Genomic DNA, 18,789 nt, shown 5'->3' on the forward strand with positions numbered 1-18,789 from the left:
GCCGACGGTCCCATTCTTTCGATATGAGACAATGAACACGGATTTCCCGATCGAGACCCACGTGAGCACGGCCCAGGCAGAACGTTTCGCCGGCATCGAGCGCCTGTATGGCCGCGGCAGCCTCGACCGCCTCGCGCATGCGCATGTCTGCGTGATCGGCGTGGGTGGGGTGGGCTCATGGGCGGCCGAGGCCCTGGCCCGAAGCGGCATCGGCCGGCTCACCCTGATCGATGGCGACGACGTCTGCCTCTCGAACACGAACCGCCAACTGCATGCGCTGGACGGCCAGTATGGAAAACCCAAGGTGGGCGTCGTCGCCGAACGCGCGCATGCGATCAGCCCGACCATCCGTCTGGAAGCGGTGGAGCGTTTTCTCACCCCGTCGACCCTCGACGACCTGCTGGACCGCAATTACGACGTGGTGATCGACGCCTGCGACGCGCTGAAGGTCAAGCTCGAGACCATCGTCTGGTGTCGCCGGCGCAAGGTCCCGCTGGTCACCGTGGGCGCGGCGGGCGGACGTACCGATCCCACCCAGGTTCGCGTGCGCGATCTTTCGCGGACCGAGCACGACGCCATGCTCAGCATGATCCGGAAGAAGCTTCGCCAGGAATACGGATTCCCCCGCAACCCGGACCGCTTCTTCGGTGTTTCCGCAGTCTACTCGTTGCAGAACGTACGCTATCCGCAGCCCGACGGCAGTGTCTGTGGCGTGCGCCCGCCGGGTGGCGACGCGCTCAAGCTCGACTGCGGCGGCGGGCTGGGCGCGGCCACGCATGTGACCGGGGCGTTCGCTTTCGCGGCGGTAGGCAAGGCGCTCGAAAAACTGACCTCGGTGCGGGGCTGACCTTTCAGCGCCCGGCGGCGACGATCCGTAGTGCCTCTTCGAGCCGGTCCGGATCTTCCTCGGCGCCCATGGCGAGGCGGATGCCGGCAGCCCGCCGTCCCGTGTCGACGAAGTGTTCCGACGCGGCGACGTGGACGCCATGTGCGAGGAGGCGTTTCTCCATGGCGGGCGCGTCAGGCAGCGGAAGCCACGCGTGCAGGCCGGTCCCCGATGTGACCAGGTCGTCGCCGATGATCCGCCGGGCCATCCCGGCGCGTGACGCCATGGCGGCGGTCAGTTCGTCGAGCAGCGCCTCCGCCGTGCCGTCATCCATCCAGCGGGCGACGATGGAGGGCGTGAGCGCCGGCAGGCCGTCCTGTTCGAGCTGGATGCTGGCCGATGTAGCCGCCTGTGTCGCCGCGTCGGCGTGCAGCATCCAACCGACGCGCAGGCCCGGTCCGAGGATCTTGCCGATGCCACCGCAGTGCACCGTTCGATGGGGGGCGAGGCGGGCCAGTGGCGGCAGGTCCTCGCGCGCCGGCCGATGCAGCGGTGAGTAGACGTCGCCCTCGACGATGGTCAGGCCGAGGCGCTCCGCGACCTCCACGATATCCAGGCGCCGTTCCAGCGGCATCGTCGCCGTCGTCGGGTTCTGCAACGTGGGCTGGACATAAAGGGCACGCGCACCGGATCGCCTGGCCGCTTGTTCCACGGCGTCGGGCCTCATGCCATGCCGGTCCATCGCCACGTCGACGCAACGCGAACCGAGGTGCCGCGCCACGCGGCGGACGCCATGGTAGGTGTGCTCCTCGACGAGGAGGGCGGAATGCCTTCCGGCGGTGGATGCGGCCAGGGCGAGGGCGAGCGCATGCCGCGCACCGATCGTCAAGACGATGAGCCGGGGATCGACCGGACCGTGCCCTCCCACGCGCTCGAGCCAGCCTGCGATCGCTTTCCTGATCCACAGGGCACCGGCGGGATCGGGATATGCGAGCGACCCGGCATCCACCGGCGTGGTGGCCAGCGCGGCGCGAAGGCGGGTCACGACGCTTCCGCGAAGGGGAAGGTTCACGGCCAGGTTGTAACTGGGTTCCATGGTCGCATTGTAGGGCTGCCCGCCAGGGCTGCTAGGCTTCGCCGCCATGTGGTGTGTCTATCTGATCGAATGCCGGAACGGTGCGTGGTATGCGGGGATCACCAACGACCTCGACGCGCGCTATGCCGCCCATGTGGCGGGCAAGGGAGCGCGTTACACGCGGGCCAATCCGCCGGTCCGGCTGCTGGGCTTTCGTCCCTTCGCCGACCGCTCGGCCGCGTCGAAGGCCGAGTACGAGGTGAAGCGCCTGCCCAAGGCGAGGAAGCTGGCGTGGCTGAACGCCCGCGACGGCGCGTAGCTCCCCGGCGGGACACGGGGTACCCGTCGATGTGGGACTGGCATAGGATGGGCGTGACGAGAAACGGAATTCCACAGACGTAAGGAGGCCATGCCATGGAAGCTCGCCTGCACACGAAAATCACCCCCGATTGGCACCGATGGATCGGCGAGTCGCTCGCCGCCGGCCACGCTCCCGCCGACCTCCTCGGGATCATGAAACAGAACCGCTTCGACGAATGGGCGGCACGCGACGCGATCGCCGAAGCGCTGTTCGGCAACGCGGCGCCGCGACAGCCGGCGCAGGCCCCCGAGCCCGCCGCGTTCAGCAGCCGCCTCGACGATGGTCATGTCCTCTACGTGGGCGACCGCGGCATACGCGTGCTCGTGCGGGTGTCCCGCCCGACGATCGCCGTGCTCGATGGCGTGCTGGACCCGGTCGAATGCGACCAGCTGCGCAGCCTGGCCGCCACGCGCCTGGCGCGTTCGGAGGTGGTCAGCCCGGGCACGGGTATCGGCGTCGTGCAGGATATCCGGACGAGCGAAGGCGCCAACTTCGGGCGTTCGGAGAACGAGCTGATCGCTCGCGTGGATGCGCGCGCCGCCGCGATCATGCGAATGACCGAGGATCACGGCGAGGGACTGCAGGCCATGCGTTATGGCGTCGGCGCCCAATACGTGCCCCATTTCGATTTCTTCCCGCCGGACGATCCGGGCAGCCAGTCGCACCTGAAGAACGGCGGCCAGCGCGTATCGACCCTGATCATGTACCTCAACGACGTCGAGGCCGGTGGCGAAACCGTCTTCCCCCGGATCGACTTCAGCTACGTGCCGCGCAAGGGGCAGGCGCTGTATTTCGAGTACACGGCGCCCGACGGATCGCTCGATCCGTTGTCGCTGCACGGCGGGGCACCCGTGGTCCGCGGCGAGAAGTGGATCCTCACCAAGTGGATGCGTGAGCGGTCGTTTCCTGGTTGAACCGTGACCTCTGGCCTATATCCGGCCCACGCCATAGCCCGCAATCTCATCGGCTTAAAGGGGAGGGTCGATCGATGCGCCGACAGGCAGCCAGAGTCGTTCGTTTTGTCGCGCTTGGCGCACTCGCATGCGTTCCGGGCGCATGGGCACAGGAGCCTGCGCAAGCCCGGCCCGCCACGCCGGGCCCCGCCGCCGGCTCGACGGTCGCCGCACCGGCGGCCGTGGCGATCGAGCCGGCCGAGATTCCTTTCGCCTCGGCACATGCCGGTTTCGTGCGCACGCCCAGCGCACCCACGGCCTGGGGCGGGCCGCGCACCGGCAGCGAAGCGACGCTGTCCGACCGCGTCGTGTCCTACCGGATACAGGCTCGCCTCGATCCCGCGAAACACACCGTGGACGGCCAGCAGCAGCTGACCTGGCGCAATCGGAGCGACCGGCCCGTCGGCGCGGTGTTCCTGCACCTCTATCTCAACGCCTTCGAGGGCGAGGGAAGCACCTTCTTCACCGAACGGCGCGTACTCGCGGCCCACGGTGGATCGCGTGGCGTCGCCGACGTGAAAAAGGGCGAGTGGGGCTACATTGACCTGGGCAATGTGGAACAGGATGGCGCGGCGTTGAAGTGGCGCTACGTCCATCCGGATGGCGGCCCCGACACCGACCATACCGTGGTTCGCGTCGACCTGGCGCGGCCGGTCCCGGCGGGCGGAAGCGTCACGCTGGACATGAACTTCCATAGCCAGTTGCCACGCGTGATCGAGCGGACCGGCTACGTCGGCAAGTTCCACCTCGTCGGCCAGTGGTTTCCCAAGATCGGCGTGCTGGAACTGCCTGGTGAGCGAGGTGCCACCGAGCCGCGCTGGAACGTGCACGAATTCCATTTCAACAGCGAGTTCTACGCGGACTTCGGCGAATACGACGTTCGCATGACCGTGCCCCGCGATTACGTGGTGGCGGCCGTCGGCGAACAGCAGGGCGATCCCACGCCCGAAGGCAACGAACTGACCTGGCATTTCGCCCAGGCCGACGTCCATGATTTCGCCTGGATGGCCGCGCCCGGCTACAAGACGCTCGACGGTGAGTACACCGGTCCGGGCAGCCCGCGGGTGAAGGTCAAGGTGGTCTATCCACCCGAGTACGAGGCGAGCGCGAAGCCGGTGCTGAAGGCGACCATCGATTCGCTCGCTTATTTTTCGTCGACGCTGGGTCCTTATCCCTACAAGACGGTGACCGCCGTGGTGCCGCCGTTCAATGCGTCCGAAGCGGGTGGCATGGAGTACCCCACGTTCTTCACCGCGGATAGCTTCACCGAGGTGAAGCCGAAGACGCTCGATGAATACATCCTCGATTTCGTGACCATCCACGAGTTCGGCCATGGCTATTTCTATGGCTTGCTCGCCTCGAACGAATTCGAGGAGCCGATGCTCGACGAAGGCCTCAACGAATACTGGGACGACCGCATGCTGCGCGAACGCAAGCAGCGGGTGTACCTGACCAAGCCGTTCTGGCAGTTCTTCGGCGTGGAAGCGCCGATGGACGTGTTCGCGCTCGAACGGATGGTCGCGGCGCTGCCGCGTCCATCCGACCCGCTCGGGCAGAACGCGTGGGACCGTCTGTCCAGCGCCGACTACGGCACGGTGTATTCGCGCACCGCCACGGCCATGCACGATCTCGAGGAGCGCCTCGGCAAGGACGTGACGGAGAAGGCGTATCGCCAGTACTACGCGACATGGCATTTCCGTCACCCGTCGATCGCCGACCTCCAGGCGTCGATCGCCGAGGTTTCGGGGAAGCCCGACGTCGTCGCGCAGGTGTTCGACCAGTACGTCTATGGCACCGCGCGGATCGACGACCGCGTGAAAGAGATCGTCAGCGAGGAAGTGTTGCCGCTCGCGGGAACCACGATCAAGGACGGCCATCGGGTCGAACTGTCGTCCGAGCAGAACGACGAGGCGGTGTCGAAGCAGCGTGAGGCATGGAAAGACGCGCATCCCGATGCGGCCGAGGGTACCGGGCCGTTCCCGTGGAAGACGACGGTCACGGTGTGGCGGGACGGCGCGCGCGTTCCGCAAACGCTCAAGGTGTCGTTCGCGGACGGATCGGTCGAGACCGTGCACTGGGACGACGACCGTCGCTGGGCCCGTTTCGTCTTCACCAAGCCGGTGAAGGGCACGTCCGCCGAACTCGACCCCGACAGGAAGATCTACCTGGACGCGAACAAGCTCGACGACAGCCGTACCGTGGACGCCAACCACGCCGCCTCGAATCGTTGGGGCGCCGATTTCGCGGCCCTGCTGCAGGGCCTCTACGCTTTCCTGGTGACGCTATGAACGACCGTCAGAAACGCTCGGCCATCGCGGCCATCGGCCATGGCACGCTCGGCGGCCTGCAATGGCGGCTGGTGCTGTTGTGGATACTGATCACCCTTCTGCCGACCATGGTGGTCGCCTTGCCGCTGTGGAAGGTGCTCGATCGCCTACTCGGGTATTCGGTGCATGCCGATACGTGGGCAGCGCATTTCGACGGACTGATGTTCGCCGATGTCTTCTCCGCCTTGCGCGATGCCAATCGATGGACGGGCATGGCCTTCCTGGCGGGGGTCCTGCTGACGCTGGCGATATCGCCCTTCCTGACCGGCATGGCGGTGGCCGGTGGCCGCGCGAACCGGGCGCTCGGCTTCGGCGGCCTGCTTCAAGGCGGGGCGATGGAGTACGGGCGCATGCTTCGCCTGATGATCCTGTCCCTGGTTCCTTATGGTTTGTTCGTCCTGGTGGCGCAGGGTGCGTCCACGTTCGCGGAGCGCAAGGCCGATGCCGCGTTCCTGCCCTCGACCGCCGACTTGTACCAGCACGGTGCGCTCGCGGTGGGCTTGCTGTTCTTCGTGATCGCGCAGGTGATCGTCGAATCGGCTCGCGCGCAGTTCATCGCCGACGTCGGCTTGCGTTCGGCCTTCCGCGCGCTGGGCAGGGGATTCATGCAGTTCGTCCGCCGCCCCTTCGCGAGCGTTTTCGTCTACCTGGCGATCACCCTGGTGGGCGGCGTCCTGACGGTGCTCATCGCCGCGTGGCGGGGACATACCACCGGTGCGGGTAGCGGACTCCTGGTGGGCATCCTGATCGTCCAGCTCGGCGTGGCCGTCATGGCGTGGATGCGCACGTCACGCCTGCTGGCGCTGGCCGGGCTGGTGGCGGTCAATCCGCATCGGCGCCGCCGCACGGATTTCGCGCCGGCGTTGTAAGAGGCGCTTCAGCCGGCGCGGCGCACTTCGCGGTGCGGCGGGTAGTACGCGAACAGGTGCGTCGCGCCGCCGAGGAAATCGATGTTGTCGATGTGCTCGCCACCCAGGCGTTCGGCGACGTGGTCGGAGGCCTCGTTGCCGATGCGCACGAGGCTGATCACACGCTGGGCGTGCATCTGCTTCCAGGCGAAATCGAGGATGGCTTCACCCGCTTCGGTGGCGTAGCCGTGGTGGCGGTGCTCGGGCTTGAGCATCCAGCCCAGTTCGAGGTCGGGCCAGCCTTCGGGCTTCATCAGGCCGGCGCGGCCGATGAATTCGCCGGTGTCCTTCAACTCGATCGCCCACATGCCGCAACCGCGCAAGGCCCAATGACCTAGCAGCATGGCCATCGAGCGCCACGCGTTCATCCGGTCGAGGGGCTGCCCGTCACCGATCCAGCGCGTGCTTTCGGCGTCCGCGAGCATGGCCGCGTAATCGTCGAAATGGCGTTCGGTAAGGGCGGTGAGCCGCAGGCGCGGTGTTTCCAGAACGGGAATGTCTGCAATTGCCATCGAAGTGACCAAGTGTCAGCCGAGCAGTCGAGCCAGAGCGTGAGTGCTCAGCGCGAGGCTTTCCTGCCAGGACAAGCCGGTTATTTTCTCACCAGTGGCCGCGTCTTGGAAGCTTTCATCCTGCCCTGGAGCGAGGAGATGGCGGTAATCCACTGTAATTTCAGTGCCTTGCGGAAGGTCTTTCGCGGCGAAGATGAAGCCCAGGTGCCACAGGCCGGTGGGCTCGAAGCTATGGTTCACGTAGCACTCGTCCGGCCATTCGGGGGAAACGGTGTAGCGGTCCTCGAACCAGCGCGCGGCGGCGTGCAGGTCGGCGGACAGCGTCGGGGAGGCCATGATCTCGGCCCAGGCATGCGTGCGATCGATCTGGTCCGGGGCGGTGACGACACGCCCGGCGGCCACGAATTCGTCGACGAACAAACCCTTGCCGGCGCCTGGGATGGCGGAATCGGCGATACGGTAACGCGGCAGGATCATTGGATCATCAAGCCCCTGTTCCTGGCGGGGGCGCAAGTGCGCCGCCGGCATGGGGCGCGAGTGTAGCGCGTTCGGCCGGCGGCGGTAGTGGCCAGGAAGAGGGGTTCAGTCGTCCTCGGCGCCCGGCTTGGCCTTGGACGGCTTGGCCGCCTTGGTTTTCCTGGCCGCCTTGCCGTCGTCCACCTGGATGGCGTCGCGGTTGCGCTCGACCAGCGACGCGCCGATGCCTTTCACCTCGGCGAGCTGGTCGGCCGATTCGAAGGCGCCGTTCGCCTCACGCCAGGCGATGATCGCCTGGGCCTTGGCCAGCCCCACGCCGTCCAGCGACTGCGCGAGGGTCGGCGCGTCGGCGGTGTTGATGTTCACGGGCGACGAAGCGATGGCGAGCGGGGCGAGCAGCAGCAAGGCGAGCGCGGCGAGGGTGGCGAGATGACTGTTCACGTGGATTCTCCATGGTGGGCAGCGTCGGACGACGCAGGGGCACTCTGCGTCGTGCCAGGGTCGGCGCGAACTGGCGCGGCGATGAAATCCGGGTGAGGGGATGCCACCGCGCATGCCGTGGTTGTGCCGACGTCGCCGAAGGCGCCGCCGTCGTCGCTGTTACAATCGACCTTTGCCCAACGAGTCCGGTCCGCCATGGATACCTCCCGCATTTCTTCCTTCGTCAGCGGCCTCTGGGACGCGGAAATCGTCCCGCAACTGGTCGAGTACATCCGTATCCCGAACAAGTCGCCGATGTTCGACGCGCAGTGGCGGGAACACGGTTACATGGACCAGGCGGTGGCGTTGATGGAATCGTGGGCGCGCTCGAAGCTGCCCTCGCTCGAAGGCGCGTCGCTGGAAGTGATTCGCCTGGAAGGCCGTACGCCGCTGATCTACATCGACGTGCCCGCTCAGGGCGTGCAGGGCAAGGGCACGGATGAAACCGTCGTGCTCTACGGCCACCTCGACAAGCAGCCGGAGATGACGGGTTGGTCCGAAGGCCTCGGTCCGTGGACGCCCGTGCTCAAGGGCGACAAGCTCTACGGCCGCGGCGGCGCGGATGACGGCTACGCCATCTTCGGCTCGCTGGCGGCGCTGCTCGCGCTGCGCGACCAGGGCGTGCCGCATGCGCGCTGCGTGATCCTCATCGAGGCCTGCGAGGAATCCGGCAGCTACGACCTGCCGTACTACGTGGACCACCTGGCCGGCCGCATCGGCAATCCGGCGCTCGTGGTCTGCCTCGACTCGGGCTGCGGCAACTACGACCAGCTCTGGCTCACCACGTCGCTGCGCGGCATGACCGGTGGCAACCTGACGGTGCAGGTGCTGGAGGAGGGTGTCCATTCCGGTGACGCCTCGGGCGTGGTGCCTTCGAGCTTCCGCATTCTTCGCGAGATCCTCAACCGCCTGGAGAATCCGCAGACGGGCGCGATCGTGCCGCCGGAACTCTATGTGGACATCCCGGCGCAGCGTCTGGAGCAGGCGCGGCGGTCGGCCGAAGTGCTGGGTACCGACGTGTACGACAAGTTCCCCTTCGTCGAAGGCATGAAGCCGGTGACCGACGACCTGGCCGAACTCGTGCTCAACCGCACATGGCGCCCCCAACTCGCCGTCACCGGCGCCGGCGGCCTGCCCGCGCTCGACAGCGCCGGCAACGTGCTGCGCCCGAAGACCTCGGTGAAGCTCAGCCTGCGCGTGCCGCCGACCCTCTCCGGCGCGGAAGCGGGCAAGTTCCTCAAGCAATTGCTCGAGAAAGACCCGCCGTATGGGGCGAAGGTCACCTTCGACCTGGAGAAGGACGGCAGCGGCTGGAACGCGCCGGCGCTGTCGCCGTGGCTCGAAGAAGCCGTCGCGAAGGCCTCGGAGCACTACTTCGGCGCGCCGGCGGCTTACATGGGCGAAGGCGGCAGCATCCCCTTCATGGGCATGCTTGGTGAGAAATTTCCGCAGGCGCAGTTCCTCATCACGGGCGTGCTCGGTCCGCACTCGAATGCCCACGGGCCGAACGAGTTCCTGCACATTCCGACGGGCAAGCGCGTGAGCATGGTCGTGGCCGACGTCGTGGCGCGCCATTTCCAGGAAGCGGCGAAGGCATGAGCGACGGCGCCGGCACGCTGGCCGCGCGTCTCGCGGCGGTGCGCGGGTCGATCGCCGCGGCCTGCCACGAGGCCGGCCGCGATCCGGCCGAGGTGACCCTGCTGCCTGTCAGCAAGACCTTCGGCGAGGACGTGGTGCGCGAGGCGGTAGGGTTGGGCCTGCGTCGTTTCGGCGAGAACAAGGTGCAGGAAATCCAGGCGAAGGCCGCCGGACTGGCGGACGAGCGGCTCGACTGGGTCGTGATAGGCCACCTGCAGACCAACAAGGCCAAGGCGGTGGCGAAGCTCGCCGCCGAGGTGCAGTCGCTGGATCGGCTGGACCTCGCCGTGGCGTTGGATAAAGCCCTGCAGGCGCGGGGCAGGGCGATCGACGTGCTCGTCCAGGTGAAAACCTCGCGGGAAGAAAGCAAGTTCGGACTGGCGCCGGAGGACCTTCCCGGATTCCTCGACGAGTTGAAGGCTTTTTCCTCGCTTCGGCTACGGGGGCTGATGACGCTCGCCGAAGCCTCGCCGGACGACGCCGTCGTCAGGGGCTGTTTTCGTACCCTGTATCGTCTTCGTGACAGGGCGCGTGACGCCGGTCATCCCGTCGACCGCCTGTCCATGGGCATGAGCGGCGATTTCGCGCTCGCGATTGCCGAGGGCAGCACCGAGGTACGCATAGGCAGCGCGATCTTCGGGGCAAGGTCCTACAAGCCCGCGATTGAGACCTGATGCACAAATTCGGTAACCGGCCCGCCGTGACGGCGCCGCCGGACCCTCACATAGGTGAAAGTAAGTCCTTATGTCCATTCAGGAATTAGCCCCGCAGACCGCAGTTTCCTGCGACTTCTCTGAATGTTTCCTAGGAATGACCGTTTTTAACCTTATGCGAACAACTTGTTGAATCCGGTTTGGTAACTTCACCCCTCGTTCACGGTCGTCTCACCTTCACGGCGGCTTAACTTCACGATGAATAGGCCTTTTCGCTCATGCATTTAAAGCGACTGACCGCTCTCGCGTTAGCCACGTTTTGTATCGCCGCCGTAACACCCGTCATCGCCGACACGGTCACCGTTCCGCAGGGCCTCGACCAGTCCGCCGCACTCCTCCTGACCGACCTGCCGGTGTTCGCCCCGGCCACCGCGCTCGCCCAGTCCGCCGTTCCCGATGCCTCCTCGCTGATCGCACCCGCGGCTCCCGCCGCCAGCCAGGTCGCCACCAACGATGACGCCTCCGCCGACGATGACGACGACAGCCTCGTCGCCGCCGCCACCGCCAAGCTGGCCGGCCACGTCGACGGTCATGCACGGGAGGCGCTTCTCGCCTTCGCGATGAAGCTGCGTGACATCCGCTATCACCGTGGTGGCCGTGCCCCGTCCACCGGTTTCGATTGCAGCGGCTTCGTCCGCTACGTGTTCATGCACAGCATCGGTCTCGACCTTCCGACCAATTCCGCCAGCCAGTTCCTCGCCGGCCTGAAGGTCAAGCGCAGCGAAATGAAGACGGGCGACCTGGTCTTCTTCCGCACACGCGGCAAAGCCGTGTCGCACGTAGGCATCTACATCGACAACGGTCAGTTCATCCATTCGCCGTCGGCGGGCAAGACCGTCCGTGTCGACAGCCTCAACGAGGCCTACTGGGCCAAGCACTTCGTCGGCGCCAAGCGCCCCGAAGGCATCGCAAAGATCTGACGGGCACCCTTCAACGCATATTTCCGAAACGGCATGCTCCGGCATGCCGTTTTTTTTGGCCTGCATTTGTGCCGGAATCTTCTGGTGGAAGCCGCCCCTGGTGGGGACCGCCCCTTGTGGGAGCCGCTTCAGCGGCGATCCCGCGGCAGCGGGCCAGTTTCTTCTGCATGGCTCGGCTTCGCCCTCGCGTTGGGATGTGCGAGCAGAGCCGTCGGCCGCCACCCTCGTCGCTCCGGTTCCACCGTCGCTCGGGAAAGGGTGCCGCTTGCGCGGCCATGTTCTATGGCTGGCGCCCCGTCGCGCCCGTCGCGCCGGGCGGGGTTTTCGATTCGGCTCCTGCCTCAGCGAAAACGGCCGGCCGTCCAGGCCGGCCCCCTGCGGGCCTTTTCGCCCGTCGCTCCTCGGTTCCACACCTCGCCACGAGGGTGGCGGCCGACGGCTCTTCCGGGCACGGAGGTGTCGTGTGGCAAGAGCAACGCCGCCACCGGGATGGACACCGCAGCTGCAAGCCGCCTCCCATGAGTCTCCCTCACCCGCTTCCCACCCGAGTTGCGGTGAGCATGCGGCAACTCCCTCGTCGCACATTCGCGATGAAGCTTCGCCCGCCAGCCACTATCCTTGGCGCATGCCCCGTCAGCCTCCTCGCATGCCGACATCGCGTCCGCGTCGCACCGCCACTCCCGTGTTCGGCCTCGCCCGTGTGCTTTCCAAGCGCGGTATCTGTTCGCGCAGCCAGGGTGAGCGGCTGGCGCGGGAAGGACGGGTGCGGGTGGATGGGCGGATCGTGCGCGATCCCGAATTCCCTATCGCGGGACACGAGCGGATCGAAATCGACGGTGGGACGGCACAGGCCGTGGCGCCCATTTACATCGCCATGAACAAGCCGCGCGGCATCGTCGTGTCGGCTGCGGACGAGCGGGGGCGGGACACCGTCTACTCACTGCTCGAAGGAGCGGGACTTCCCTGGCTGGGGCCGGTGGGAAGGCTCGACAAGGCGAGTGAGGGATTGCTGCTGCTGTCGAACGATACGGCATGGGCCGCCGGAATCACCGAGCCGGCGACGCATGTATCGAAGACGTATCACGTTCAGGTGGCGGGACAGCCGGATGCGGCGACGGTCGCCGCGATGTGCGAAGGCGTGGTCGATGCGGGTGATACCTTGCGTGCGGCTTCTGCGTCACTGTTGCGCCAGGGCGAGCGCAATGCGTGGCTGGAGGTCACCCTCGACGAGGGGCGCAACCGGCATATCCGGCGCTTGCTGGCGGCGCTGGGGTTCGACGTGTTGCGGCTGGTGCGTGTCGCCATCGGCGATCTTGTCCTGGGGGACTTGGCCAAGGGGCAGTGGCGGCATCTTGGCGATGCGGAAGTGGCGGGGTTGCGGAGGGGGTGAGGCGATCGCGGCCGAGGCCGCTTCCCACCCACGATCCACCCTTCCACCCACCAATCCATGCATGCCTACTTTCGGGCATGCCTAGCTTCGGGTGGGAAGCGGCCTCGGCCGCGATCGAGCTTGCCTCACCCTCCCGAACAGCCAAGCCTCAGCCCTTCAGCACACCCAGCTTCCGGCCCACCTTGGTGAACGCCGCGATGGCCTTGTCCAGGTGCTCGCGCCTATGCGCGGCGCTCATCTGCGTGCGGATGCGCGCCTTGCCCTGTGGCACCACGGGGAAGAAGAAACCGGTGACGTAGATGCCTTCGTCGAGCAGTTCCGCCGCCATGGCCTGCGCCTGCTTCGCGTCGTAGATCATCACCGGGACGATCGGGTGCTGTCCGGGACGGATGTCGAAGCCGGCCTCGGTCATCTTTTCGCGGAAATAGCGGGTGTTCTCCTTCACCCGTTCACGCAGGTCGCCGGCGGCGGCGAGCATGTCGAACACCTTGCTGCCCGCGGCCACGACGTGCGGCGGTAGCGAGTTGGAGAACAGGTAAGGACGGGAACGCTGGCGCAGCAGTTCGATCACTTCGCGACGGCCCGTGGTGAATCCACCGAGGGCGCCGCCGAGGGCCTTGCCGAGGGTGCCGGTGATGATGTCGATCTTGTCGAGTACGCCGTGCAGTTCGGCAGAGCCGCGGCCGGTATCGCCGAGGAAGCCCGTGCAGTGGCATTCGTCGATGTGGACCAGAGCGTTGTACTTGCGCGCGAGGGCGGTGATCTCGGCGAGGGGCGCGACGAAGCCATCCATCGAGAACGCGCCGTCGGTGGTGATGAGCTTGGTCCGGGCGCCCGCGGCATCGGCCGCCTGCAACTGGGCTTCGAGATCGGCCATGTCGCAGTTGGCGTAGCGGAAGCGTTTGGCCTTGCACAGGCGGATGCCGTCGATGATCGAGGCGTGGTTCAGCGCATCGGAGATGATCGCGTCTTCCTCGCCCAGCAGCGGCTCGAACAGCCCACCGTTGGCGTCGAAGCAGGCGGCATAGAGGATCGTGTCCTCCTTGCCGAAGAACTCGGCGATCTTGCGCTCCAGCTCCTTGTGCAGGTCCTGGGTGCCGCAGATGAAGCGCACGCTGGCCATGCCGAAACCGTGCGTGTCCAGCGCGTCCTTGGCCGCCTGGATCACCTCGGGATGGTCGGCCAGCCCCAGGTAGTTGTTCGCACAGAAATTGAGAACCTTCCGTCCGCCTTCCAGCTCGATCTCCGCCGATTGCGGGGAGACGATGATGCGCTCGTTCTTGAACAAGCCCTGCTCGCGGATGGCGTCGAGTTCGCTGGCGAAACGGGTTTGGCCGGGGTAGGTCATGGCGGAGGTTTCCGGGGACGGAGGAATCTCCCGATTGTGAGGCCTTTGCACGAATGAGAAAACCTCGATCCCGGATGGCCTCAGTGCAGGCCGAAATCCACCCGGGTCGTCTTGCCGCCATCATCGATGCCCTTGGCGTCCGTCTTGGGCGCCACGACGAAGACCCGCTTGTCGTCCGCCTTGCCCTGCAGCCATTGGCGGACCGCATTGGCCCGGCGTTCCGCCAGGTGGCGCAGGGCGTCGGCGTCGACCGGCATGTTGGTTTCCATCAACGTGCGCATTTCCTCCGGCGGCTGCGACTTGGTCAGCCCGATCATGTTCTTCGGCTTGGGGAACGAGGCATGGCGGTAGGCCCGTTCCAGGTATTTTTCCTGCTCGGCGGCGGTCGGCGGCGTGGTGTCGTCTTCCTTGTCGGCGACCTGCTCCTGGTGGACCAGGTCGTCGACCATGACGGTGCGGAGGCCGGATTCGTCCTTGGACGGATCGATGCGGCCGACGATGTCCAGGCTGATCGACGGTTTATCGGCCAGGACCTTGACGATCTCGGCCAGCTTCGCCTGCGCGGCCGCGTCGAGCACGGCGGAACCCGGGGCGAACTCCACGTAACCGAGGTCCTCGCGGCCACCACCCGCGGAGGCGAGCAGGCGGAACGGCGAGGTCACCGCTTTCACGATCAGGTTGCCGATGGCGCGCCAGACGAGACCGCCCACGCTGAAATGCGGATCGTCCAGCGATCCGGACACGGGCACGCGCACGTCGATGCGGCCCTGGGAGTCCTTCAGCAGCGCCACCGCCAGCTTCACCGGCAGATGGCTGATCCCGGGACCTTCGATCCGGTCGCCGAAGGTCAACTGGTCGATGAAGATATGGTTGTCGGCGGTCAGCTTGCGCTGGTCGAGCAGGTAGTGCACGTCGACGTTGAGCCGCCCCTTGGTGATCGGGTAACCAGCGTATTTGCCGGAGTACGGCGAGAGGTTGGCGAGTTGGATGCCTTCCGCCTTGGCCGTGATGTCGAGGGAGGCCACCGGCGCCAGCGGATTGATCGTGCCGGCGATGTCCACCGGCGCGTTGTCGTCGAGCTGCCCCTGCAGGGTCAGATCCGCGGGCGGTGAGCCACCATCCGTACCGAAGGCGCCGATCCTGCCGGTCAGCTGCGTCACGTCCGCCGTGTAGTTGGGCTTGATGAAGTTATCGGTGTAGTTGAGGTGACCCTTGGTCAGGGTGACCTGGCCGATGCGGATGTCCGCCGCCGGCGCGGCCGGCGTGGCGGCAGAAGGCTCGGCCGCCGGTATGGCCGGCGCGGGCGTGGCCTGCGCCTGGGTGACCGACACCGCCCCGGGTGCCTCGGGATTGGCGACGACGTCCTGGAGGTTCAGCCGTCCGTTCGCGTTGATGATGACGCGGGCATAGAAGTCGTCCAGCGCCAGGCCGCCGATGGCGACGTGGGGCGCTGCTTCGCCCATGCGGATGACCATGTTGCTCGCGCTGAGCGAGGTCCAGCGCAGGAAGTCGGCGTCGGTCAGCTTGTCCAGCACACGCACGCGACCCAACGTGGCCTGGCCGCGATAGGCGATCCGGGCGGGGGCGCTGCCGCGATCGTTGTAGCGAACCTGTCCGTCGAGGCTGAGCAGGCCGCTGTCCACGCGGACGTTCAACGGTACGCTGACCAGCGATTGCAGTGGAGCCACGTCGAGCCGCGTGGTCTTCACCCGCAGGTCCGCATCGAGGGGCTGGGGTTTTACCTTGCCGGTGACCGCGAACGTGCCCTTGCCGAGATTGCCTTTCAGGTCCAGGGCGAGGGGACGGCTCATGTCGTTGGACAGGCCGTCGATACCGAACGACGTCGCCTGCATCAGGATCGCATTGCGCTTGCCCGCCGCCTTGGCGTCGCGCAGCGTGACCGATCCGTCGCTCAGGCCGAGGTGGGCGATGCTCCAGCGCCAGGCGGCGGACGGAGCGGCTGGTTTGGTTGTCGCCGCGGGCGACTTCACGATACCGGCAAGGTCGAGGTTGCCGTTGGCGAGGCGCCGCAGGTCGAGCGTCAAGCCGTCGAGCGTGAGCTGGTCCAGGCGTGCCTCGCTGGTGGAGAGATCGACCAGCGCGATGGACGCCGCCATCGACTTCCAGGTCACCGGTGAAGCACGGCCGTTGCGCGGCACGAGCTGGAAGCCGTCCAGCTTTGCCTTGGCATGGGCGATGCGGACGATGGCGGCGTCGTGCCAGTCCAGCGCCAGGTCGCCGTTGGCGGCGACGTCGCCACCGGTGATGTCGGCATCCAGCAGCGGCGGTGTCAGCGGCATCAGTGCCGCGAGCGACACGTTCGCCAGCGACAACGTGCCCGCATAGCGGGCCGCGGCGAGGTCCAGCTTGCCTTGCGTGGCGACCGTGCCGCCGGCCATGCGCGCGGCGACATCGAGCAAGGCCACGGGTGCGGCTACCGTGCTGAGCCCGCGCAGGCTGCCTTGCACGCCGTCGAGCACCAGGCGTGCCGGTGCCGGCGCCGCGAGATCCGCGTATTCGATACGCGCATTCTTGAGCGTGATCGTGTCGATGCGCACATCCGTCGCCGGCGAGTCCTTCGCCGGGGTGGGCGAGGGTGCCGTCAACGCGTCGATATTGCTGCGACCGCCGGGAAGACGCGCGTAGCGCACGTCGAGACCGTCGAGGGCCACGGTGCCGAGGCGGTAGCGGGAAGTCAGCGGTTCGAGTGCCGTAAGCGCCATGTCGCCGTGGCCGAGCGCGACCAGCGAGGCACCACCCTTGTCGTTCACCTGCAGGCTGTCGACGATCAGGCGGCCGCTCAACACCACGCGCGGCTTATCCTCGTTCATCGTGAAACGGAGGTCGAGCAGGCCGGACAGTTTTCCGGCCGGCACGGCGACAGGCAGCGGGGTCGGCACGAAACCGAGGTAGCGGGGCAGGTCCAGCTGGTCGAGCCGGAAGCTGACCATGGACTCGCGGCTGCTGGCGAACGGCTTGGTCTGCCCCTGCACGCGCAGCGGGCTACCGTCCACGTTCATCGCCAGCAGTGGCTGCACGAAGATGTCCGTCGCGCTGGGCAGGCTGGCGATGAAGGGAATGCCGATGTCGATGTGATCGAGGCGGTGGGTGGCATCGAGCACGCGGTCGTCGAAATCGACTTGCCCGCCGTGCACGGCGATGTTGGATAGCGCGAACCGGGCCGGGCCCGTGTCGGGGGCGGAGGGGTCCGTCGCGAAGCGATCGAGGATGTCCGAGAAATTGAAACGTTGCGGCGCGCTGCGTTGCAGGTGGATATGGGGTTCGTCGATGCGCAGTTCGTCGAGGATCGGGGCGGCACGGAACAACGAGGCCCACGAAGCGTTCGCGGTCAATCGCGCGATATCGACGAAGGGCGACTTGCCGTCGCGCTCGCCGATGTGCAGCCGCTCGGCGGTCAACTTCAAGGTGAACGGGTTGAGGCTGATCGAGCCGAGGGTGACCGGCCGGCCCAGCGCCACGCTGGCGCGCGACTCGACCTGCGAGCGGATCAGTGGCGGCGCGGCGAAGAAACCGAGCAAGCCGAAAACGACGAGGGCGATCAACACGCCGACGGTGATGCGCCGGGTCCGGCGTGATCGATAGACGGTGCGGGCGCGTTCGTGCCCCTTCCGCCAGTACTGCTTGCCCCGCGTCTTGAGTGTTTCCATACCGCCGCTCCTTCACCCCATGGCCCCCGGGGGCAGTGTACCCGGCGGGGGCGCTGGTGGGAGCGCGGTCAGGCGATGCGGATCACGTCCAGGAGCAGACGACCTTGCCGCAGTTGCCCGCGTCCATCAGGTCGAAGCCTTTCTGGAAGTCGTCGATCGCGATCTGGTGCGTAAGCACCTTCTGCAGCGGAAAGCCGGTCAGCACCATCTGGGTCATCTTGTACCAGGTCTCGTACATGCGGCGTCCGTAGATGCCCTGCAGGGTGAGGCCCTTGAAGATCACCTTGTCCCAGTCGATGCCCGCGCCGCGCGGCATGATGCCGAGCATGGCGATCTTGCCGCCGTGGTACATGCAGTCGAGCATGTCGCCGAAGGCGCGCGGATTGCCGCTCATCTCCAGGCCCACGTCGAAACCCTCGATGTGCAGGTCCTTCACCGTGTCCTTGAGCGACTGCTTGGATACGTTGACGACGCGGGTGGCACCCATGTCGGCGGCCAGCTTCAGGCGGTAATCGTTGACGTCGGTGACCACGACGTTGCGGGCGCCGACGTGCTTGGCGATGCCGGCGGCGATGATGCCGATCGGGCCGGCGCCGGTGATGAGCACGTCCTCACCGATCAGGTCGAACTCCAGCGCGCAATGCGCAGCGTTGCCGTAGGGATCGAAGAACGCGGCCAGTTCCGACGGAATCTGGTCGGGAATCGGCCACAGGTTCGAGGCCGGCATGGTCATGTACTCGGCGAAGGCGCCGTTACGGTTCACGCCGATGCCGAAGGTGTTCGGGCACAGGTGCTGACGCCCCGCGCGGCAGTTGCGGCAATGGCCGCAGACGATGTGGCCTTCCGCCGAGACGCGGTCGCCGACCTTGTACCCGGTGACGCCAGGGCCGATCTCCGCGATGCGGCCGACGAACTCGTGGCCGATGGTGAGGCCGGGCGTGATCGTGCGCTGGGACCATTCGTCCCACTTGTAGATGTGCAGGTCGGTACCGCAGATGGCGGTCTTCTCGATCTTGATCAGGACTTCGTTCGGGCCGACTTGCGGCACCGGAACTTCTTCCATCCAGATACCTTGCTCGGGCTTGCGCTTGACCAGCGCCTTCATCGTCTGCTGCATGGGGCTCGTGGGTTCCGTGCGGGGAAGGCCCGCGGCGGCGGACCCAAACCGGCATTATAAGCCGCACCGGCCCCGG

Annotated in this window: 16 protein-coding genes; 9 read left to right on the top strand and 7 right to left on the bottom strand. The window is 66.7% G+C overall.

The window, feature by feature from the left end:
* Nucleotides 1–31: 31 nt before the first annotated feature.
* A complete protein-coding gene (locus AB6730_RS16730; protein WP_371024736.1) occupies nucleotides 32–847 on the top strand; it encodes a ThiF family adenylyltransferase in 816 nt (271 codons plus the stop codon).
* Between the two features lie 4 nt (nucleotides 848–851).
* Here AB6730_RS16730 and AB6730_RS16735 read toward each other — a convergent pair whose 3' ends face one another.
* Nucleotides 852–1,970: a PLP-dependent aminotransferase family protein gene (locus tag AB6730_RS16735; protein WP_371024737.1), complete on the bottom strand. Its 1,119-nt coding sequence runs from the start codon at nucleotides 1,968–1,970 to the stop codon at nucleotides 852–854.
* On the opposite strand from AB6730_RS16735, the gene AB6730_RS16740 reads away from it, so the two are divergent.
* The 4 genes from AB6730_RS16740 to AB6730_RS16755 all read left to right on the top strand — a co-directional run bounded on the left by AB6730_RS16740 (nucleotide 1,969) and on the right by AB6730_RS16755 (nucleotide 6,411).
* A complete protein-coding gene (locus AB6730_RS16740) occupies nucleotides 1,969–2,220 on the top strand; it encodes a GIY-YIG nuclease family protein (protein ID WP_371024738.1) in 252 nt (83 codons plus the stop codon). The two genes, AB6730_RS16735 and AB6730_RS16740, sit on opposite strands and share 2 nt — an antisense overlap.
* 95 nt (nucleotides 2,221–2,315) lie before the next feature.
* Nucleotides 2,316–3,176: a 2OG-Fe(II) oxygenase gene (locus AB6730_RS16745; RefSeq protein WP_371024739.1), complete on the top strand. Its 861-nt coding sequence runs from the start codon at nucleotides 2,316–2,318 to the stop codon at nucleotides 3,174–3,176.
* Between the two features lie 74 nt (nucleotides 3,177–3,250).
* Entirely contained in the window at nucleotides 3,251–5,503 is a 2,253-nt protein-coding gene (locus tag AB6730_RS16750; RefSeq protein ID WP_371024740.1) for a M1 family metallopeptidase, read from the top strand.
* Nucleotides 5,500–6,411 carry a hypothetical protein gene (locus AB6730_RS16755; protein ID WP_371024741.1) on the top strand — a complete coding sequence of 304 codons (912 nt, stop codon included), beginning with the start codon at nucleotides 5,500–5,502 and terminating at the stop codon, nucleotides 6,409–6,411. Before AB6730_RS16750 ends, AB6730_RS16755 begins: the two co-directional genes overlap by 4 nt.
* Nucleotides 6,412–6,419: 8 nt before the next feature.
* Here the strand turns inward: AB6730_RS16755 and AB6730_RS16760 are convergent, their stop codons facing one another.
* From AB6730_RS16760 to AB6730_RS16770, 3 genes are all read right to left on the bottom strand, one after another.
* Nucleotides 6,420–6,956: a GNAT family N-acetyltransferase gene (locus AB6730_RS16760; RefSeq protein WP_306847975.1), complete on the bottom strand. Its 537-nt coding sequence runs from the start codon at nucleotides 6,954–6,956 to the stop codon at nucleotides 6,420–6,422.
* A gap of 21 nt (nucleotides 6,957–6,977) precedes the next feature.
* Nucleotides 6,978–7,439 (bottom strand): SET domain-containing protein-lysine N-methyltransferase, encoded by a 462-nt coding sequence (locus AB6730_RS16765; RefSeq protein ID WP_371024742.1) that lies wholly within the window; start codon nucleotides 7,437–7,439, stop codon nucleotides 6,978–6,980.
* Between the two features lie 105 nt (nucleotides 7,440–7,544).
* Complete coding sequence (locus AB6730_RS16770; RefSeq protein WP_371024743.1) at nucleotides 7,545–7,880, bottom strand: ComEA family DNA-binding protein; 336 nt, start codon at nucleotides 7,878–7,880, stop codon at nucleotides 7,545–7,547.
* 195 nt (nucleotides 7,881–8,075) lie between these two features.
* On the opposite strand from AB6730_RS16770, the gene AB6730_RS16775 reads away from it, so the two are divergent.
* The 4 genes from AB6730_RS16775 (at nucleotide 8,076) to AB6730_RS16790 (ending at nucleotide 12,580) form a co-directional block, all read left to right on the top strand.
* Complete coding sequence (locus AB6730_RS16775) at nucleotides 8,076–9,518, top strand: M20 family metallopeptidase (RefSeq protein ID WP_371024744.1); 1,443 nt, start codon at nucleotides 8,076–8,078, stop codon at nucleotides 9,516–9,518.
* Nucleotides 9,515–10,231, top strand: a complete 717-nt coding sequence (locus AB6730_RS16780; protein ID WP_371024745.1) for a YggS family pyridoxal phosphate-dependent enzyme — start codon at nucleotides 9,515–9,517, stop codon at nucleotides 10,229–10,231. Before AB6730_RS16775 ends, AB6730_RS16780 begins: the two co-directional genes overlap by 4 nt.
* 257 nt (nucleotides 10,232–10,488) lie before the next feature.
* Nucleotides 10,489–11,190 carry a C40 family peptidase gene (locus AB6730_RS16785; RefSeq protein WP_371024746.1) on the top strand — a complete coding sequence of 234 codons (702 nt, stop codon included), beginning with the start codon at nucleotides 10,489–10,491 and terminating at the stop codon, nucleotides 11,188–11,190.
* 646 nt (nucleotides 11,191–11,836) lie between these two features.
* Nucleotides 11,837–12,580 (top strand): pseudouridine synthase, encoded by a 744-nt coding sequence (locus tag AB6730_RS16790; protein WP_371024747.1) that lies wholly within the window; start codon nucleotides 11,837–11,839, stop codon nucleotides 12,578–12,580.
* 148 nt (nucleotides 12,581–12,728) lie between these two features.
* Here the strand turns inward: AB6730_RS16790 and kbl are convergent, their stop codons facing one another.
* The 3 genes from kbl to tdh form a co-directional block, all read right to left on the bottom strand.
* Complete coding sequence (gene kbl, locus AB6730_RS16795) at nucleotides 12,729–13,928, bottom strand: glycine C-acetyltransferase (protein ID WP_371024748.1); 1,200 nt, start codon at nucleotides 13,926–13,928, stop codon at nucleotides 12,729–12,731.
* An 80-nt stretch (nucleotides 13,929–14,008) separates the two neighbouring features.
* The gene (locus AB6730_RS16800; protein ID WP_371024749.1) at nucleotides 14,009–17,596 is read right to left on the bottom strand and encodes a DUF748 domain-containing protein; all 3,588 of its coding nucleotides are present in this window, start codon (nucleotides 17,594–17,596) and stop codon (nucleotides 14,009–14,011) included.
* 82 nt (nucleotides 17,597–17,678) lie between these two features.
* A complete protein-coding gene (gene tdh / locus AB6730_RS16805) occupies nucleotides 17,679–18,701 on the bottom strand; it encodes an L-threonine 3-dehydrogenase (RefSeq protein WP_371024781.1) in 1,023 nt (340 codons plus the stop codon).
* Nucleotides 18,702–18,789: the final 88 nt, after the last annotated feature.

Origin of the sequence: Luteibacter sp. RCC_6_2 (genome assembly GCF_041360655.1) — a bacterium.
GTDB lineage: Bacteria > Pseudomonadota > Gammaproteobacteria > Xanthomonadales > Rhodanobacteraceae > Luteibacter.